The sequence below is a fragment of the Nonomuraea sp. NPDC048916 genome (assembly GCF_040649575.1).
In the GTDB taxonomy this organism is placed as follows: domain Bacteria; phylum Actinomycetota; class Actinomycetes; order Streptosporangiales; family Streptosporangiaceae; genus Nonomuraea.
The window spans coordinates 45175-61644 of record NZ_JBEZFS010000043.1 but is presented as its reverse complement, the minus strand read 5'-3'; the positions used below and the strand labels follow the sequence as shown (position 1 = coordinate 61644).

The following is a 16470-nucleotide window of genomic DNA, read 5'->3' as shown; positions in this document are numbered from 1 at the left end:
GCACGCTCTGGCTCACCCAGGCCCGGCCGATCACCACGCTCTACCCGCTTCCCGAGACCTCGCGCGACGGCCTGCGGGTCTACTTCTCGGTCAACGTCGTCCAGTGAGGCCGACGGCTTCGCGGCGCCCCGAACCAAGATCGCACATCCGGCGTCTAACCCTCGAAGAACGGCATTTCTACGGGGAGACACCATGCGACACATCAAGGGCCTGCTCGTCCTGACCACCGCCGTGGCCGCCGCCGTCGCGCTGACGGCGCTGCCCGCCGAGGCCGCCGGCAGCACCGGCCGCACCTGGGGGAAGTGCAACTCCGGCAACACCTGCCTGTTCGACGGCCGCTACGGCCGGTACAAGTTCTGGACCGCGCCCGACTGCGGCTTCTACGACCTCGGCAAGATGAGCCCCCCGCTCAACGACCGGCTGAGCTCCATCCGCAACCGCAGCGACGCCCGGGTGAAGCTCTACGACTGGGACGGCCGCTCCGACTGGATCCACGTGCGCACGATCCCGCCGTGGAAGAAGGCGAACCTGCGCCCCCACGAGACCAACCGGGTCGACGCCGTCGAGATCGACTGCTGAGCTTCCGGCACGGCGGATGGCCGGGGCGTGCGCCTCTTCCCGGAGGCCGTGAGCCGCGTGCGGCGGGTGGGACCTCCCGTGCCCGCCGCACAAGAAGATCTCGCCCAGGCCCGTGCGCAAAATCTTCCTCACGTGCGGTGAAAATCTCGGTCACCCGCACGGAGGGCGGAACCCGAACACCCCCGCGAAAGCGGAGAAGGCATCAGGTGCCGGCGCCGCTCACGCGGTAGACGTCGAAGACGCCCTGGATGCTGCGGACGGCCTTGAGCACGTGGCCGAGGTGTTTGGGATCGCCCATCTCGAAGGTGAACTTGCTGATCGCGACGCGGTCGCGTGAAGTGGTGACGGACGCGCTCAGGATATTGACGTGCTGGTCGGACAGGGTGCGGGTGACGTCGGACAGCAACCGGGGCCGGTCGAGGGCCTCCACCTGGATCGCGACGAGGAACACCGAGTCGTCGCTCGGCGACCAGCTCACCTCGACCAGGCGGTCGGGCTGCTCCTTGAGCTGCTGGACGTTGGTGCAGTCGGCGCGGTGCACCGAGACGCCGTGGCCGCGGGTGACGAAGCCCACGATCTCGTCGCCCGGCACCGGGGTGCAGCATTTCGACAGGCGCACCCACACGTCAGCGTCGCCCGCCACGACCACGCCGGCGCCGCCACCACCTCGGGGGCGGCCCTTCAGGCGCGTCGGAAGCGACGTCTCGGCGATGTCCTCCTCGGCGCTGTCGACACCTCCGATGGAGGCCACGAGCTTCTGCACGACCGACTGGGCGGCGACGTGCCCCTCTCCGACGGCCGCGTAGAGGGCGGAGACGTCGGGATAGCGCAGGTCGCGGGCCAGCGCCAGCAGCGACTCGCCGGACATCAGCCGCTGCAGCGGCAGACCCTGCTTGCGCATGGCCCGGCCGATGGCCTCCTTGCCCGCCTCGATCGCGGTCTCCCGGCGCTCCTTGGAGAACCACTGCCGGATCTTGTTGCGGGCCCGGCCGGACTTGACGAACTTCAGCCAGTCGCGCGACGGGCCGGCGTCGGGCGACTTGGAGGTGAAGATCTCCACCGTGTCGCCGTTGCCCAGCCGCGACTCCAGCGGCACCAGCCGGCCGTTGACCCGGGCGCCGATGCAGCGATGGCCCACCTCGGTGTGGACGGCGTAGGCGAAGTCGACCGGCGTGGCGCCCTCGGGCAGGGCCACCACCTGGCCGCGCGGCGTGAAGACGTAGACCTCGGACACCGACAGGTCGAACCGCAGCGACTCGAGGAACTCCCCCGGGTCGGCGGTCTCCTTCTGCCAGTCGAGCAGCTGCCGCAGCCAGGCCATGTCGCTGCCCGGCTTGACCTTGCCCACCGGGCCGGGAGCGCCGACCTCCTCTTTGTACTTCCAGTGCGCGGCCACGCCGTATTCGGCCCGGTGGTGCATGGCGTGGGTGCGGATCTGCAGCTCCACCGGCTTGCCCTCGGGGCCGATGACCGTGGTGTGCAGCGACTGGTACATGTTGAACTTGGGCATCGCGATGTAGTCCTTGAACCGGCCGGGCACGGGGTTCCATCGCGCGTGGATCGTTCCGAGAGCCGCGTAGCAGTCGCGCACGCTGTCGACGAGGACCCGGATGCCCACCAGGTCGTAGATGTCGTCGAAGGCCACGTCGCGGGCGATCATCTTCTGGTAGACGGAGTAGTAGTGCTTCGGCCTGCCCTTGACGACCGCGCGGATCTTGGCCTCGCGCAGGTCGCCGGAGACCTTCTCGATGACCTCCTGCAGGAACAGGTCTCGGCGCGGCGCCCGCTCCGACACCATGCGCGCGATCTCGTCGTAGCGCTTGGGGTAGAGCATGGCGAAGGCGAGGTCTTCGAGCTCCCACTTGATCGTGTTCATGCCCAGGCGGTGGGCCAGCGGCGCGAAGATCTCCAGGGTCTCGCGCGACTTCTGGTGGCGCTTGTGCTCGGGCAGGTAGCGCATCGTGCGCATGTTGTGCAGCCGGTCGGCCAGCTTGATGATCAGCACGCGGATGTCGCGCGACATGGCGACGACCATCTTGCGCACGGTCTCAGCCTGGGCGGCGTCGCCGAACTTGACCTTGTCGAGCTTGGTGACGCCGTCGACCAGCGACCCGATCGTGTCGCCGAAGTCGGCGCGGAGCTCGTCGAGGCTGTAGGCGGTGTCCTCGACCGTGTCGTGCAGCAACGCGGCGCAGAGCGTCTCGTCGTCGGTGCCGAGCTCGGCCAGGATCGTCGCCACGGCCAGCGGGTGGGTGATGTAGGGGTCACCGGACTTGCGCTTCTGGTCGCGGTGATGGTAGGCGGCGACGTCGTAGGCGCGCTCGATGAGGCGCAGGTCAGCCTTGGGGTGGGTGGCACGGACCGTCCTGAACAGCGGCTCCAGCACCGGATTCATGGCCCCACCCCCAAACCGCCGTCGACGTGCCGCAGGCGCGCCGCCAGCGGGTTCGGCGGTCCCGGCGTCTGTTACGTCAGGCACGACCACATCACGGGGCACTCAGACTCCTCACGTTCGAGTCCAGGTCCCCCAGTGTATCCAGGTGAGAAACCCGGCTCGCCGTGGGTCCGGCTCAGACGATCACCAGGGAGTGCGCCTCCACCCCCACGAGGCGCTCACGCCCCTTCAGAAAGGCCAACTCCATCAGCACGGCGACGCCGACCACCTCGGCTCCGGCCCTGCGCACCAACTCCACCGTCGCCTCGGCCGTGCCGCCCGTGGCCAGCACGTCGTCGACGATGAGGACCCGGTCGCCCTGGGTGAAGGCGTCACGGTGCACCTCGATGGTCGCGGAGCCGTACTCCAGATCGTAGGACTCTTCGAGCGTCTGGGAGGGCAGTTTGCCCTTCTTACGCACGGGGACGAACCCGGCTCCGGCGTGGAACGCCACGGGGGCGGCCAGGATGAACCCCCTGGCCTCGATCCCGACGATCTTGTCGACCTCGTGCAACCCGGCCAGCTCGTCGACCACGGCCGCGAACGCCTCGTGGTCGGCGAGCAGCGGGGTGATGTCCTTGAACAGCACACCCGGCTTGGGGTAGTCGGGCACGTCCCTGATGTGCTCGAGGATCAACTTCTGCAGGTCGCTCATCAAGCCACTCCTCCGACGGTCCTGCCCACGACTGACGGCCTCCATGATGGCGCATCCGGCGGCGTTTCCGGACCCCGCGGACGAAGACCGTGGTCACGCGCGCCACAGGGCGGGCCGGTCGGCCCGCCCTGTGAGACGACCTCAGCCCTTGGCTACCGCGGTGCTTTTGGGACCCTTCGGTCCCTTGCCCCCCGTCGAGGCGAGACGGCGGGCGATGGCCTGGTATTTCGGCTCCCGCTCCTTCAGCGTCACCAGCAGCGGCGTGGCCACGCACAGCGAGGAGTAGGTGCCGACGATCATGCCGACGAACAGCGCCAGCGACAGGTCCTTCAGCGTGCCCGCGCCGAGCAGCGTGGTGCCGATGAACAGGATCGCCGCCACCGGCAGGATCGCGACCAGCGAGGTGTTGAGCGAGCGGATCAGTGTGTGGTTGAGGGCGTTGTTGGCCGCCATCGAGTAGGTCTGCTTGGACGTGGTGCCCAGCTTGGCCGTGACTTCCTTGATCATGTCGAACACCACGACCGCGTCGTAGAGCGAGTAACCGAGGATGGTCAGGAAGCCCAGCAGCGTCGCCGGCGTGACCTCGAAGCCCGACCAGGCGTAGACACCGGCCGTGATGACGAGGTCGTGGATGAGGGCCACGATGGCGGCCAGCGCCATCTTGGGCTCGAACGCCATCGACAGGTAGAGGATGATCGCGACCATGAAGACGGCCAGGCCGAACCAGGCCTTCTGCGACACCTCACCACCCCACGAGGCGCCGATCGACTGGATGTCGACCTGGTTGACCGGGACACCGTAGTCCTTGGAGATCGCCGTCTGCACCTGGGTCATGGTGGATTCGGGCAGCGTCTCGGTGGTGACCCGCCAGCGGTCGCCGGCCGTCTGCACGATCGGCTGGTGCACGCCCTCATCCATGAAGTCCGCGCGGACCTGCTCGATGGTGGCGGTGGGCGCCTTGAAGGAGAACACCGACCCGCCGGTGAACTCGACGCCCAGGTTGAGGCCGTTGACCAGGATCCCGGCGAGGGACACGGCCAGCAGCAGGCCCGACAGGCTGTACCAGAGCTTCCAGCGGCCGACGAAGTCGACGTTGATCTCGCCACGGTAGAGGCGACGCGCGAGTCCCATCTCAGGCCTCCTGCGGGGTGTTCGTGCGGCCGGTGTTGCCGGTGTTGCCGGTGTTGCCGGTCGAGTCGGCGCTCATGCGTTCGGCGTCGAGGCCGGACAGCGGATGCCCCTTGGCGAAGAACTTGACCTTGGCCAGCATGGCGATGAACGGCTTGGTGAACAGGAACACCACCACGATGTCGATCAGCGTCGTCAGGCCCATCGCGAAGGCGAACCCGGCCACACCTCCCACGGCCAGCAGGTAGAGCACGACCGCGGCGATGAACATGACGGCGTCGGCGATCAGGATCGTGCGCCGGGCGCGGACCCAGGCCACCTCGACGGCCGTGCGGAGCGAGCGCCGCCCTTCCTTCATCTCGTCACGTATGCGTTCGAAGTAGACGATGAAGGAGTCGGCGGTGATGCCGATCGAGACCACCAGGCCGATGATGTGCGGCAGCGACAGCCGGAACCCCGCGTTGTGGCCGAGCACGACCACCGCGGTGTAGGTGAGGATCGAGGCGACGATGAGGCTCAGCACGGCGACCAGGCCGAGGCCGCGGTAGTAGAACATCGAGTAGAGGAATACCAGGGCGAGGCCGATGACGCCGGCGATCAGGCCGCCCTCGAGCTGGTCCTGGCCCAGGGTCGAGGAGACCGTGTCGATCGAGCTGCGCTCGAACTTCAGGGGCAGCGCACCGTACTTGAGCTGCTCGGCGAGGTCGGTGGCGCTCTTCTGGTCGAAACCGCCGGTGATCTCGGCGCGGCCGCCGGGGATCGGGCTGATGATGTTGGGGGCGGTGATCACCACACCGTCGAGGACGACGGCGACCTTGTTGCGCGGCTCCGGGGAGTTGAAGGCGGTGGAGGTGAGCTTGCTCCACTCGCCCGCGCCCTTGCTCTTGAAGTCGAGCTGGACGACCCATTCGGTGGTGCCCTGGCGGACGCCCGCGGAGGCGGTGTCGATGTCGGTGCCGACGACCTTGGCCACATCGAGGATGTACTTGTAGCTGCCGTCGCTCTCGCAGCCGGCGTACTGCTTGTTCGGGTCGTCCTGGACGCCCTGGCCGCGGTTCTTCGGATCGGCGCAGTCTAGGGAGTTGTACTGCTTGAAGACAGCGGGGTCGACGCCCTGCGGGGGGGCGCCGGCGGGTTGGTCACCCTCCTGAGTGGGGCTCGGTGTCGGCGTGGCCTTCGCGTTCTGCCCGCTCTTGCGTTCGCGTGGAGTTGGAGAGGTCGCCGGCGTGGGACTTCGCGACGGCGTGCTCAGGGCCGATGACAGCCCCTTGCCCGTCGGGGACGCGCTGGGCACCGCGGCCCCAGCCGACCGGGAGGCGGTCGGCTGGGGCTTGGCCGAGGGCGGCGTGGACGAAGGCGAGGAGCTCGGGGCCGCGGGCTCGGTGGCGAGCTCCTGCGGGATCTGCGTGGCCTCCATGGCGAGCACCTGGCGGAAGCGGAGCTCCGCGGTGGTCGCGACCAGCTTGATGGCCTCGCTCTGCCCGACGCCGGGGATGGAGATGATGATGTTGTCGCCTGATTTGGCGACCTCCGCGTCGGAGATGCCGGTGCCGTTGACTCGGTCACGGATGATGTTGACCGCGCGGTCCAGGATCTCCTCAGGTGGAGCCGCGCCGTTCTGCGTGACCGGAGATAGAGTCACGGTCGTGCCGCCGGCGAGGTCGAGCCCCAGCTTGGGCGTGAACGCCTTCTGCAAGAGCATCGTCCCGCCCAGGGCGAGGATGAGCGCCACGAGCACCAGGAGCGTGCGCCCCGGCTTGCTGTGGCTGCTGGTCGGTCGGGCCACTGGTCGTCTGTCTTTCAGATAGGGGTTTGTCGCAGAGCCTGGTCAGGCCTGCTTCGAGTTGGAGTCCTGGCCGCCGTCGCGCTCCACGGGCTCGTCATGCGTGCTGTCGTCACTGTCGTCCCTGGCGGGAGCGTCGCCCGGTGTCACGACACGGCCGATGGCCGCCTTCACCCACCGGGTCTCGATCCCGGGGGCGACCTCGAGGACCACGTCGTCATTGTCCACCGCGACCACGGTGCCGAACAGCCCTGTCGTGGTCATCACCCTGGCACCCGGCGCGAGGCTGTTCTGCATCTTGATCGCCTCCTGCTGACGCTTGCGCTGCGGGCGGATCAGCAGGAAGTAGAACACCACCACCAGCAGGATCAGCGGCAGGATGCTTCCGAGTTGTCCCATGTCCATAAGGGGCGACCTTCCATTGTCGTACAAGGAGTTGACACCGGCCTCGCGCCGGAAATTCCGTGCGTTGCCTCGGGCCGCGCCACTCAGCCCGTCAGCCTACACAGCCAGCCAAGCCACGGAGTGTAGGCGGTTGTTGCGAAACGCGGCAACGAAGCAGCGTTTCGGCGCGCGGGGAAGTTCCCAATTCGAAACGGTTGCAACCGTTCTGTAATCAGTCGAAAAGCGTAGCTCCGAACGCATCTGGGGGTGGAGTCATGCCCAGGTGGTGCCAGGCCGCGGCGGTGGCGACCCGGCCGCGTGGGGTCCTGGCCAGCAGGCCCTGGCGTACGAGGAAGGGCTCGGCCACCACTTCGACGGTCTCGGGCTCCTCGCCCACGGCCACCGCCAGCGTGGACAGGCCCACCGGGCCGCCCCCGAACTTGCGCAGCAGCGCGCCGAGCACGGCCCGGTCGAGCCGGTCGAGCCCTTCGGCGTCGACCTCGTAGAGGTTGAGGGCCGCGGAGGCGATGTCGCGGTCGATGACGCCGTCGGCCCGCACGTCGGCGAAGTCGCGCACCCGGCGCAGCAGCCGGTTGGCGATGCGCGGCGTGCCACGCGAGCGCCTGGCGATCTCGTGCGCGCCCTCGGGCGGCAGCGTCACCCCGAGCAGCCTGGCCGAGCGGTAGAGCACCTGCTCGAGCTCCTCGACCTGGTAGAAGTCCATGTGGGCGGTGAAGCCGAACCTGTCGCGCAGTGGCGCGGGCAGGAGCCCCGCCCTGGTGGTGGCGCCGACCAGGGTGAACGGCGAGATGTCGAGCGGGATGGCGGTGGCCCCGGGGCCCTTGCCGACCACGATGTCGACCCTGAAGTCCTCCATCGCGAGGTAGAGCATCTCCTCGGCGGGCCGCGCCATCCGGTGGATCTCGTCGATGAACAGCACCTCGCCCTCGGCCAGGGTGGACAGGATGGCCGCGAGGTCGCCGGCCCGCTCCAGGGCCGGCCCTGACGTGATGCGGAGTGGCATGCTCAACTCGGCTGCGATGATCATAGCGAGGGTCGTCTTGCCCAGCCCCGGTGATCCGCTCATCAGCATGTGGTCGGGTGGCCGGCTGCGCCGCAGCGCGCTCTCGAGCACCAGCGACAGCTGCTCGCGCACGCGCGCCTGGCCGATGAACTCGTCGAGCCGCTTGGGCCGCAGCGCCGCCTCGATCTGCGACTCCTCGCCCTCGGCGTCGGGCGACACGAGGTCTCGCTCCAGGCTCACGCCCGCACCTCCCTCACAGGGCTCACTCCGAGGGTAGGGCACCGGCCCGTCCTGGCGATCATCGGACGCTCAGCGCCCGCAGCGCCGCCTTCAGCAGGGCGGCCACCTGGGGTGGGCGGCCGGCGGCCAGGTCGGCGTCGGCCTCGGGCTCGACGACGGCGATGGCCTCGTCGGCGTCCTTGCTCGAATAGCCGAGCCCCACGAGCCCGGAGTGCACCTGGTCGCGCCAGGGCGCGGCCCGGCGGCCGCCGTTGAGCGCGGCGTCGACGGTCTCGTCGGGGGTGCCGAGGCGGTCTCTCAGCTCCAGGACGATGCGCTGGGCGCCCTTCTGGCCGATGCCCGGCACCTGGGTGAGCGCCTTGAGGTCGGCTCCGGCCACGGCGACCCGCAGGGCGTTGGGCGAGTGGACGGCGAGCATGGCCAGGGCCAGCTTGGGGCCCACGCCGCCGGCCGTCTGGAGCAGCTCGAAGACCACGCGTTCGTCCTCGGTGGCGAAGCCGTAGAGGGTGAGGGACTCCTCGCGCACCACGAGCGAGGTGGCCAGGCGCGCCCCCTCGCCGGTGCGGAGCGTGGCCAGGGTGCCGGGCGTGCAGTGGACCAGGATGCCGACGCCGCCGACCTCGATCACGGCGCCGTCGGGCGCGACGGCAGTCACCCGGCCGGTCACCGAGGCGATCACAGCTGCACGTCCTTGCGCGGCGCGCGGGCCCGTGCCTGCTTGGCCACCGCCTCGGCGAGGCGGTGCTGTGCGCCGCCGCGCCAGACATGGCAGATGGCCAGCGCGAGCGCGTCGGCCGCGTCGGCCGGCTTGGGCATCTCGCCGAGCCTCAGCAGGCGGGTCACCATGACGCCGATCTGCTTCTTGTCGGCGGTGCCGCTGCCGGTGATGGCGGCCTTGACCTCGGACGGCGTGTGGAGGGCGACGGGCAGCCCGCGCCTGGCCGCGCAGAGGACCGCGATGCCCGCGGCCTGGGCGGTGCCCATGACCGTGCGGACGTTGTGCTGGCTGAACACCCGCTCGACCGCCACGGCGTCGGGGCGCACCTCGTCGAGCCACCGCTCGATGCCGACCTCGATGCCCACCAGCCGCGCGCCCAGCTCCTCGTCGGCGCCGGTGCGCACGACCCCGACGGCCACCAGGGACAGCGGCGCGCCGGGACGGCCCTCGACCGCTCCCAGGCCGCACCGGGTCAGCCCCGGATCGACGCCCATCACCCGCACCGGCCTGCCTCCCCGCGCCGCCGAACACCTGTTCGGCACGAGACTCTACCCCGGCGGGAGTGGCCGCGCACCGCGAAACGCCCGTCGGACGCCCGTCAGAAGTGCCCGTCGGAAGTCCCCGTCCGGCGTGCGTCAGATGTACGGAGGCCCGTCAGAAGTAGTCGAGCATGTACGGCCGGGCGGCGAAGGCGGTGTCGAGGGCCTCGTCGTGGCGGTCGTCGCCGGACATGAGCCCGCTGCGGCGCAGGGTGGCGGCAGGGATCCCGGCGTACAGGGCGGACAGGGCGTTGACCGTGAGCCTGGGGCCGTCGCCCGCCCCCGTGCGGGTGGCCGTGCCGCGGCCGTCGGCGACCTCCAGCCGCCACCGGCCCGTGTTGCCCGGCCGCAGCGGGTCGTCGACCTCGACGTCGGCCCGCAGCGAAACCCCGGCCGGATAGCCCCGGCGCTCGACGGCCGCGGCCACGTCGATCACCCTGAACATCCAGCGCACGAGGCTGACCTTCTCCTTCGAGCGTTCACGCAGCAGCCACAGCACGGGATCGTCCGGCGCCACGGGGGCGGTGACGTGCTCGGCGATCGAGGAGGAGGTGCCGACCAGCGACCACAGGGCCCTCGCGGTCGCCTCGGACCCGGCGACCAGGTTCTCGACCCTGATGTCCTGGCCGTCCCAGCGGTAGACGACGTAGCCGTCGTCGGCGAGATAGAGGAAGTCGTCCGCCTCGTCGAGCCAGAGCGCCCAGGTGCGCTCGTCCCACGAGACCGGGCCGGAGGCCCGCGCCGCGCCGTGCACGCGGTGCAGCACGGCGACGACCTCGGCCGCGTCGTCCGGCCCCATCCTGCGCAGCTTGACCTGGCCGGACGGCCGGATCGCGCGGAGCGCCTCGGCCGGGAGGGTGGCCAGGTGCTGGGCCCCGGCGTGCTCGTACCCGATGGAGCGGTAGATCGGCGTCGTGGCGGGATAGAGCGCGGAGACGGCGTCGCCGAACTCCGCGGCGCGCGCGACGACCGCGCTCATGATCTGCCGGCCCACTCCCCTGCCCCGGTCCTCCGGGCTGACGGTGACGCCCGCGATCCCGGCCATCGGCTGCGGCCTGCCGTGCCACCACTGGGTGAAGCCACCCACCCGGGCGGCGGCGGTGAGGCGGGCGCCGTCGAACGCGCCCAGGTAGCGGCCCTCGGCCAGGACGGGCCGCATGGCCTTGCGCCAGGTCGCGGTGTGGGCGGCCGAGAGCACGCCGAAGGAGCGTTTGCGGAGGTCGAGTATGGCGTCGAGGTCATCGGGGGTCAGGTCACGAATTTCCACAATGCGCCAACCTACGCGGCAGGTGTCCGGGAATGCGAACTGATTCCGGTGGTGATGACCAGCCGGTCGAGGTAGAGCAGTTGCGCCGCCACCAGCGCGGCCAGGGCGACGAGCAGCACGGCGAGCGGGGTGGTCAGCCCGGCGTCGGGGGTCGCCGCGCGGAAGTCGCTCAGCTGCCGCAGCAGGGCGACGGGGGCGGTGGCGAGGCCGGGGTCGTGCGCGGTCAGCAGCGGCCAGAGCAGGTCCTGGGCGTTGGCCAGGGCGACCGCGCCGGCCAGGATGCCCGCCATGGGCAGGGACGGGCGCACGACGCCGCCGGAGAAGTCGCCGCCGGCGCGCTCGGCCAGCCCCTTGCAGAGCAGGGTCAGCACCAGCAACGCGGGCACAGACACCAGGAAAGGAGGAAATAGCGCGACAAAGGTGTCGATAAGGCCCATGTCGCTCACGGCCTGCCAGTCGGCGACGCTGAGCGGCCCGGTTCCCACGAACAACCACGGCCCGAACGGCAACAGCAGCCACTCGCTGCGGCGCCCCAGCGGGCGCAGCCCGCCGATGCCGAGCGCCGCCAGATAGGCGACGCCGACGGAGACCAGCGCGCCCACCACCGCGGGCACCCACGTGTTGACCTGCGTGCGCGCCCCGGAGCCCGGCGTCTCGCCTCCCGCGAGCAGGGCGGACAGCCAGGGCCAGGCCCAGACCAGCGCGATCAGGGTCACGAGGGCCAGCGCCACCAGCCCGATCGCCGTGCCGGCCGCGGACGCACCCCGTGCGCGGCCCTGAGCACGCCGCTGGGCGACGCGCGTCGCGGGGGCCTGCACTGGTGCGGCCTCCGGTCGTTCGGCCCCCTGGCCGTGCACGGGAGCCTGGTACGAGGGCGTCTGTCCGTATGCGGACCCCGAGCGGGGAATGAGCGAGATGCGCAGGTTGACGGCCACCGCGAGAATCGTCGCGACGAGCCCCAGCACGCCCAGCAGGACACCCACGACGGTCGCCAGCGAGGCGCCCAGTCCCGGCCGGAACAGACGGAACGCCTGGGTGTACTGCAGCGTCGCCAGCGTCTCCGTGGAACGCGCCGGCCCGCCCGCCGCCAGCGCCAGCCCCATCGAGAACGTCTGGAGGGCGGCGGCGATCATGGCCAGGACGACGAGCCCGGCCACCACGAGCATGGCCGCCGTCACGGTGCCGCCGCGCAGCGCGGGCAGGAACACCATCACCGCCAGCGCGCACACCAGGCCGAACGTGGCGGCCGCGATGACCAGCCGGAGCGTTCCCGGCGCGGTGGCCGGATCGCGCAGCCCCTCGGCCAGCGCGACGACGCCGGTGGCCTCGGAGCGCAGCCCCTGTGTCCAAGCGGCGGCGACCCCCATCGGAGAGAAGGTGACGATGGCCAGCGAGAGCACGACCCGCCCGGCCCGCCTGACCGGCCCGCCCGCCCGGTCGAGCGCCAGCGCGAGCGACGGTCCCACCACCACAGCCACCAGGAGCGGCACGACCGCCAGCGAGAGCGTGAAGCCGAGCGCCCGCCAGAACGCGTCGTCACCCAGGTTGCCGGCGTAGTTTTCGAGCCCGACGAACTGGCTCGGCCCGGCGATCCGGCCCGACTCGAAGCCGAGCAGGATGGTCCTGACCGTCGGAAAGAGCAGCGAGATCGCGGTGCCGACCAGCGCGGGCAGCAGGAGCAGCCAGCCGAGCGCGGGAGAAGCCGTCGGGGAGGGGTTGGGGGAGGTCACGACGCGACACCCTACGCCGCCCCCGGGCGCCGTGCCACGACGATGCCGATCAGCGCCCCCGATCGACCACCGTGCCGGACACGGGCGGGGACGGACCGAGATCAGGCCTCGAGCTTCTCCATGACCTCGTCGGACACGTCGAAGTTGGCGTACACGTTCTGCACGTCGTCGCTGTCTTCCAGCGCATCGATGAGCCGGAACACCTTCTTGGCGCCCTCCTCGTCGAGCTGGACGCTCATCGTCGGCAGGAAGCTCGACTCGGCCGAGTCGTAGTCGATGCCCGCCTCCTGCAGCGCCTTGCGCACCGGCACCAGGTCACCGGCCTCCGAGACGACCTCGAACGCCTCACCCAGGTCGTTGACCTCCTCGGCGCCCGCGTCGAGGACGGCCGTCAGCACGGTGTCCTCGTCGAGGTCGTTCTTGGGCACGATCACGACGCCCTTGCGGTTGAACATGTAGGAGACCGAGCCGGGGTCGGCCAGCGAGCCGCCGTTGCGGGTCAGCGCGACGCGCACCTCGGAGGCCGCTCGGTTGCGGTTGTCGGTGAGGCACTCGATGAGCACCGCGACCCCGCCGGGCGCGTAGCCCTCGTATGTGATGGTCTGCCAGTCGGCGCCGCCGGCCTCCAGGCCGCCGCCTCGCTTGCGGGCCCGCTCGATGTTGTCGTTGGGCACCGAGTTCTTCTTCGCCTTGAAGATGGCGTCGAAGAGCGTGGGGTTGGCATCCGGATCAGGCCCGCCCGTCCTGGCCGCCACCTCGATGTTCTTGATGAGCTTCGCGAACAGCTTGCCGCGCTTGGCGTCGAGCGCGGCCTTCTTGTGCTTCGTCGTCGCCCATTTGGAGTGGCCGGACATCTACCTATAGCTCCCTCAGCATGTCTACGAAGTATCGGTGCACGCGAGTGTCCCCGGTCAGCTCGGGATGGAACGAGGTCGCGAGCAGAGGCCCTTGGCGGACCGCGACGATCCTATCCCCCGGCTCGGCCCTGCCCAGCACCTGAACGTCGGGCCCGACCGATTCGACCCACGGAGCGCGGATGAACACGGCGTGCACCGGCTCGCCCGCGAAGTCGAGGTCGGCCTCGAACGAGTCGACCTGGCGGCCGAAGGCGTTGCGCCTGACCACCATGTCGATGCCGCCGATGGTCCGCTGGCCCTCGGCGCCGCCCTCGATCCGGTCGGCCAGCATGATCATTCCGGCGCAGGAGCCGTAGGCGGGCATGCCGTCCTTGACCCGCATCTGGAGGGGTTCGAGCAGGTCGAAGGTCTCGGCGAGCTTCCACATCGTGGTGGACTCGCCACCGGGGATGACCAGCCCGTCGACGGCCTCCAGCTCGGCGGGCCTGCGCACGGTCGTGGCCGAGGCGCCTGCCTCCCGGAGCATGCGCACATGCTCGCGCACGTCTCCCTGCAAAGCGAGTACACCGATCGTGGGCACGGGCGTCCTTCCCTCGAAGCCTTGGGGTCCGGTTGATTCAACACCCCGCTTGTCTGGCATCTTCCTACAGGGCGCGTTTCGCGTAGCGCGGCTCGCGGTCGGAGAGCGTGGCCCGGTGGTCCACGTGGCAGGCCCGGCCGGTCCGGGATTCGAGCGAGTGGCGGAAGCCGTCGAGCAGCCACTGCTCCTGCTCCGCTCCGGTGATCGACCGGCTGGGGTCGACGGCCTCGGGGCAGCCCCTGTAGCCGTCGCCGCACCCCTGGTCGTCGCGGTACTGGCGGGTGCCGAGCATGTGGAAGGTGGCCATCCTGCCCCACCGGACGTGCCGGTAGAGCCACATGTCGATGCCGCGCGGGATCGAGGTGCGGCGCGGCGGCGTGCGCGGCCTGCAGGTCGAGGTCGGACTTGTACTGGGCGTGGCATCGTGCGGCGGCCGCCGTGCGGATCATCTCTGGACGGCGGACCGCCGGAACTACGGCGACGCGCAGGTCACCAGCCGCGCTCGGCCAGGCGGTGCGGCTGCGGGATCTCTTCGACGTTGATGCCGACCATGGCCTCGCCCAGGCCGCGCGAGACCTTGGCGATGACGTCGGGGTCGTCGTAGAACGTGGTGGCCTTGACGATGGCGGCGGCGCGCTTGGCCGGGTCGCCCGACTTGAAGATGCCGGAGCCGACGAACACGCCCTCGGCGCCGAGCTGCATCATCATCGCGGCGTCGGCCGGGGTGGCGATGCCGCCCGCGGTGAACAGCACGACCGGCAGCTTGCCCGTCCTGGCGACCTCGGCCACCAGTTCGTACGGCGCCTGCAGCTCCTTGGCGGCAACGTACAGCTCGTCCTCGGGCAGCGAGGTGAGGCGCTTGATCTCGCCGCGGATCGTGCGCATGTGGGTGACCGCGTTGGAGACGTCGCCGGTGCCGGCCTCGCCCTTGGAGCGGATCATCGCCGCGCCCTCGGTGATGCGGCGCAGGGCCTCGCCCAGGTTGGTCGCCCCGCACACGAACGGCACGGTGAACTGCCACTTGTCGATGTGGTTGGCGTAGTCGGCCGGGGTGAGCACCTCGGACTCGTCGACGTAGTCGACGCCGAGCGCCTGCAGCACGCGGGCCTCGGTGAAGTGGCCGATGCGGGCCTTGGCCATGACGGGGATCGACACGGCGGCGATGATGCCGTCGATCATGTCGGGGTCGCTCATCCGCGACACTCCGCCCTGTGCGCGGATGTCGGCGGGCACACGCTCCAGGGCCATCACGGCGACCGCGCCGGCATCCTCGGCGATCTTCGCCTGCTCGGGGGTGACGACGTCCATGATGACGCCGCCCTTGAGCATCTCGGCCATGCCTCGCTTGACACGCGCGGTGCCGGTGACGGGGCCGGTGGTGGACGGGGCTTCAGGCGTGCTGGACACGGTCTTCCTCACAAAGGCGAACGGTAAGTTATCAAGCCCATGGTAGGTCCTTAACGGTCTCTTCCCCGACCCGCCATCATGTCAGGACTTGTGGGGATTCTTGTACGTCAAGGAGTCACGGGCTTGCGGCTGGCGAGCGCCACCCAGACCTGACCTGGGGCGAAGTTCATCGGCTCGCCGCTCTCCGTGGTGAACGTCGTGCCCCCCTCCTCGGATTCCCGCTCCCAGCGAGCCTTGTACGCCTTGCCGTCACGCAGCACGACCGCCGAGCCCTTGCCGACGGTGTGCACGAGCGGCGTGTAGCTCTGGTTCTTGTCGTGGAACTGGGAACGTTCGGTCTTGGTGTACTGGACGACGATCGTCGGGGCGCCGAGCTGGCCGCCCTCGGCCGCCATGTCCTTCTTGCCGTCCTGCCAGATCAGCCACTGCTTCCTGGCCTCGGACCAGGCGAAGGTGAAGCGCGCCGCGGGCCACTTGACCGTGTAGGACGTACGCTCCACGCCGCCCTCGGCCGGAGGGTCGCCGAAGGTGAAGCCGATGTCCTTGGCCTTGCTCGCCTTGGGGGCCTTGGCCAGCAGCTGCTTGGAGGTGGCGAACAGGTTGTAGGGGGCGAAGCGGCCGGGCTGACGGAAGTAGGCGCCCGGCGCCCGGCTGTCGGAGACGTCGTAGAGGGACGCCTCGGCGATGAACGGCAGCATCTTGGTCTGCGCGCCCGAGTAGGCGAACGCGGGCTTGCCGAACTGCGGCGTGATGTGCAGGTCGGAGATGCGGGCGCTGCGGACGGGGCCGACCTTGGCCGGGAGCTTGGAGGAGAAGATCGCCATCAGGCGCGTCAGACCGGCCTCGACCTGCTCGACGTAGACGATGTCCGCGCTCTTCAGGCCGAGCTGGGGCTTGCCCGCGGCGGTGTTCTCGATCTTCACCGCGAGCACCGGCTTGAGGGTCCCCGCGGGCTGCCCGGTGAACGGGTGGGTCTCGCCCGCGGGCGTCTCCTCCTCGGCGGGCGGGGTGGCGGACGCCTGCGGCGCCTGCCCCGCTGCGGGCTCATCCGACGAGCATGCCGCGACGGGCAGCAGGACCGCCGCTCCGGCCAGCGTCACGGTGATCATCCGGAATAGCCGCACCTGTACACTCCTCCGCTTCGG

The 16470-nt window shown here is 70.3% G+C and carries 16 protein-coding genes; 1 reads left to right on the top strand and 15 read right to left on the bottom strand.

Going from position 1 to position 16470, the window contains the following annotated elements:
• Nucleotides 1-192: 192 nt before the first annotated feature.
• A complete protein-coding gene (locus tag AB0C16_RS33935; protein WP_357689111.1) occupies nt 193-579 on the top strand; it encodes a hypothetical protein in 387 nt (128 codons plus the stop codon).
• Between the two features lie 202 nt (nt 580-781).
• Here AB0C16_RS33935 and AB0C16_RS33930 read toward each other — a convergent pair whose 3' ends face one another.
• The 15 genes from AB0C16_RS33930 to AB0C16_RS33860 all read right to left on the bottom strand — a co-directional run bounded on the left by AB0C16_RS33930 (nt 782) and on the right by AB0C16_RS33860 (nt 16449).
• Complete coding sequence (locus AB0C16_RS33930; protein ID WP_357689109.1) at nt 782-2974, bottom strand: bifunctional (p)ppGpp synthetase/guanosine-3',5'-bis(diphosphate) 3'-pyrophosphohydrolase; 2193 nt, start codon at nt 2972-2974, stop codon at nt 782-784.
• A 175-nt stretch (nt 2975-3149) separates the two neighbouring features.
• Nucleotides 3150-3668: an adenine phosphoribosyltransferase gene (locus tag AB0C16_RS33925; protein WP_357689107.1), complete on the bottom strand. Its 519-nt coding sequence runs from the start codon at nt 3666-3668 to the stop codon at nt 3150-3152.
• A gap of 141 nt (nt 3669-3809) precedes the next feature.
• Nucleotides 3810-4799 carry a protein translocase subunit SecF gene (gene secF / locus AB0C16_RS33920; protein ID WP_357689105.1) on the bottom strand — a complete coding sequence of 330 codons (990 nt, stop codon included), beginning with the start codon at nt 4797-4799 and terminating at the stop codon, nt 3810-3812.
• Nucleotide 4800: 1 nt separating this feature from the next.
• Nucleotides 4801-6582, bottom strand: a complete 1782-nt coding sequence (gene secD, locus AB0C16_RS33915) for a protein translocase subunit SecD (RefSeq protein ID WP_357689103.1) — start codon at nt 6580-6582, stop codon at nt 4801-4803.
• 42 nt (nt 6583-6624) lie between these two features.
• Nucleotides 6625-6978, bottom strand: coding sequence for a preprotein translocase subunit YajC (yajC, locus tag AB0C16_RS33910; protein ID WP_357689102.1), 354 nt, complete (start codon nt 6976-6978; stop codon nt 6625-6627).
• 217 nt (nt 6979-7195) lie between these two features.
• A complete protein-coding gene (ruvB, locus tag AB0C16_RS33905) occupies nt 7196-8227 on the bottom strand; it encodes a Holliday junction branch migration DNA helicase RuvB (RefSeq protein WP_357689100.1) in 1032 nt (343 codons plus the stop codon).
• Between the two features lie 58 nt (nt 8228-8285).
• Nucleotides 8286-8906: a Holliday junction branch migration protein RuvA gene (gene ruvA, locus AB0C16_RS33900; protein ID WP_357689098.1), complete on the bottom strand. Its 621-nt coding sequence runs from the start codon at nt 8904-8906 to the stop codon at nt 8286-8288.
• Nucleotides 8903-9448 carry a crossover junction endodeoxyribonuclease RuvC gene (gene ruvC / locus AB0C16_RS33895; protein ID WP_357689096.1) on the bottom strand — a complete coding sequence of 182 codons (546 nt, stop codon included), beginning with the start codon at nt 9446-9448 and terminating at the stop codon, nt 8903-8905. The genes ruvA and ruvC overlap by 4 nt, the downstream gene beginning before the upstream one ends.
• Before the next feature lie 151 nt (nt 9449-9599).
• The gene (locus AB0C16_RS33890; RefSeq protein WP_357689094.1) at nt 9600-10751 is read right to left on the bottom strand and encodes a GNAT family N-acetyltransferase; all 1152 of its coding nucleotides are present in this window, start codon (nt 10749-10751) and stop codon (nt 9600-9602) included.
• A gap of 11 nt (nt 10752-10762) precedes the next feature.
• Complete coding sequence (locus AB0C16_RS33885) at nt 10763-12481, bottom strand: hypothetical protein (RefSeq protein WP_357689092.1); 1719 nt, start codon at nt 12479-12481, stop codon at nt 10763-10765.
• Between the two features lie 101 nt (nt 12482-12582).
• Entirely contained in the window at nt 12583-13335 is a 753-nt protein-coding gene (locus tag AB0C16_RS33880; protein WP_357689090.1) for a YebC/PmpR family DNA-binding transcriptional regulator, read from the bottom strand.
• A 4-nt stretch (nt 13336-13339) separates the two neighbouring features.
• Nucleotides 13340-13978 (bottom strand): pyridoxal 5'-phosphate synthase glutaminase subunit PdxT, encoded by a 639-nt coding sequence (gene pdxT / locus AB0C16_RS33875; protein WP_357689088.1) that lies wholly within the window; start codon nt 13976-13978, stop codon nt 13340-13342.
• Between the two features lie 4 nt (nt 13979-13982).
• Nucleotides 13983-14225: an alkaline phosphatase D family protein gene (locus tag AB0C16_RS33870; RefSeq protein ID WP_357689086.1), complete on the bottom strand. Its 243-nt coding sequence runs from the start codon at nt 14223-14225 to the stop codon at nt 13983-13985.
• Nucleotides 14226-14407: 182 nt separating this feature from the next.
• Complete coding sequence (gene pdxS / locus AB0C16_RS33865; RefSeq protein ID WP_357689084.1) at nt 14408-15337, bottom strand: pyridoxal 5'-phosphate synthase lyase subunit PdxS; 930 nt, start codon at nt 15335-15337, stop codon at nt 14408-14410.
• 95 nt (nt 15338-15432) lie between these two features.
• Nucleotides 15433-16449: a DUF3048 domain-containing protein gene (locus AB0C16_RS33860; RefSeq protein ID WP_357689082.1), complete on the bottom strand. Its 1017-nt coding sequence runs from the start codon at nt 16447-16449 to the stop codon at nt 15433-15435.
• Nucleotides 16450-16470 lie beyond the last annotated feature (21 nt).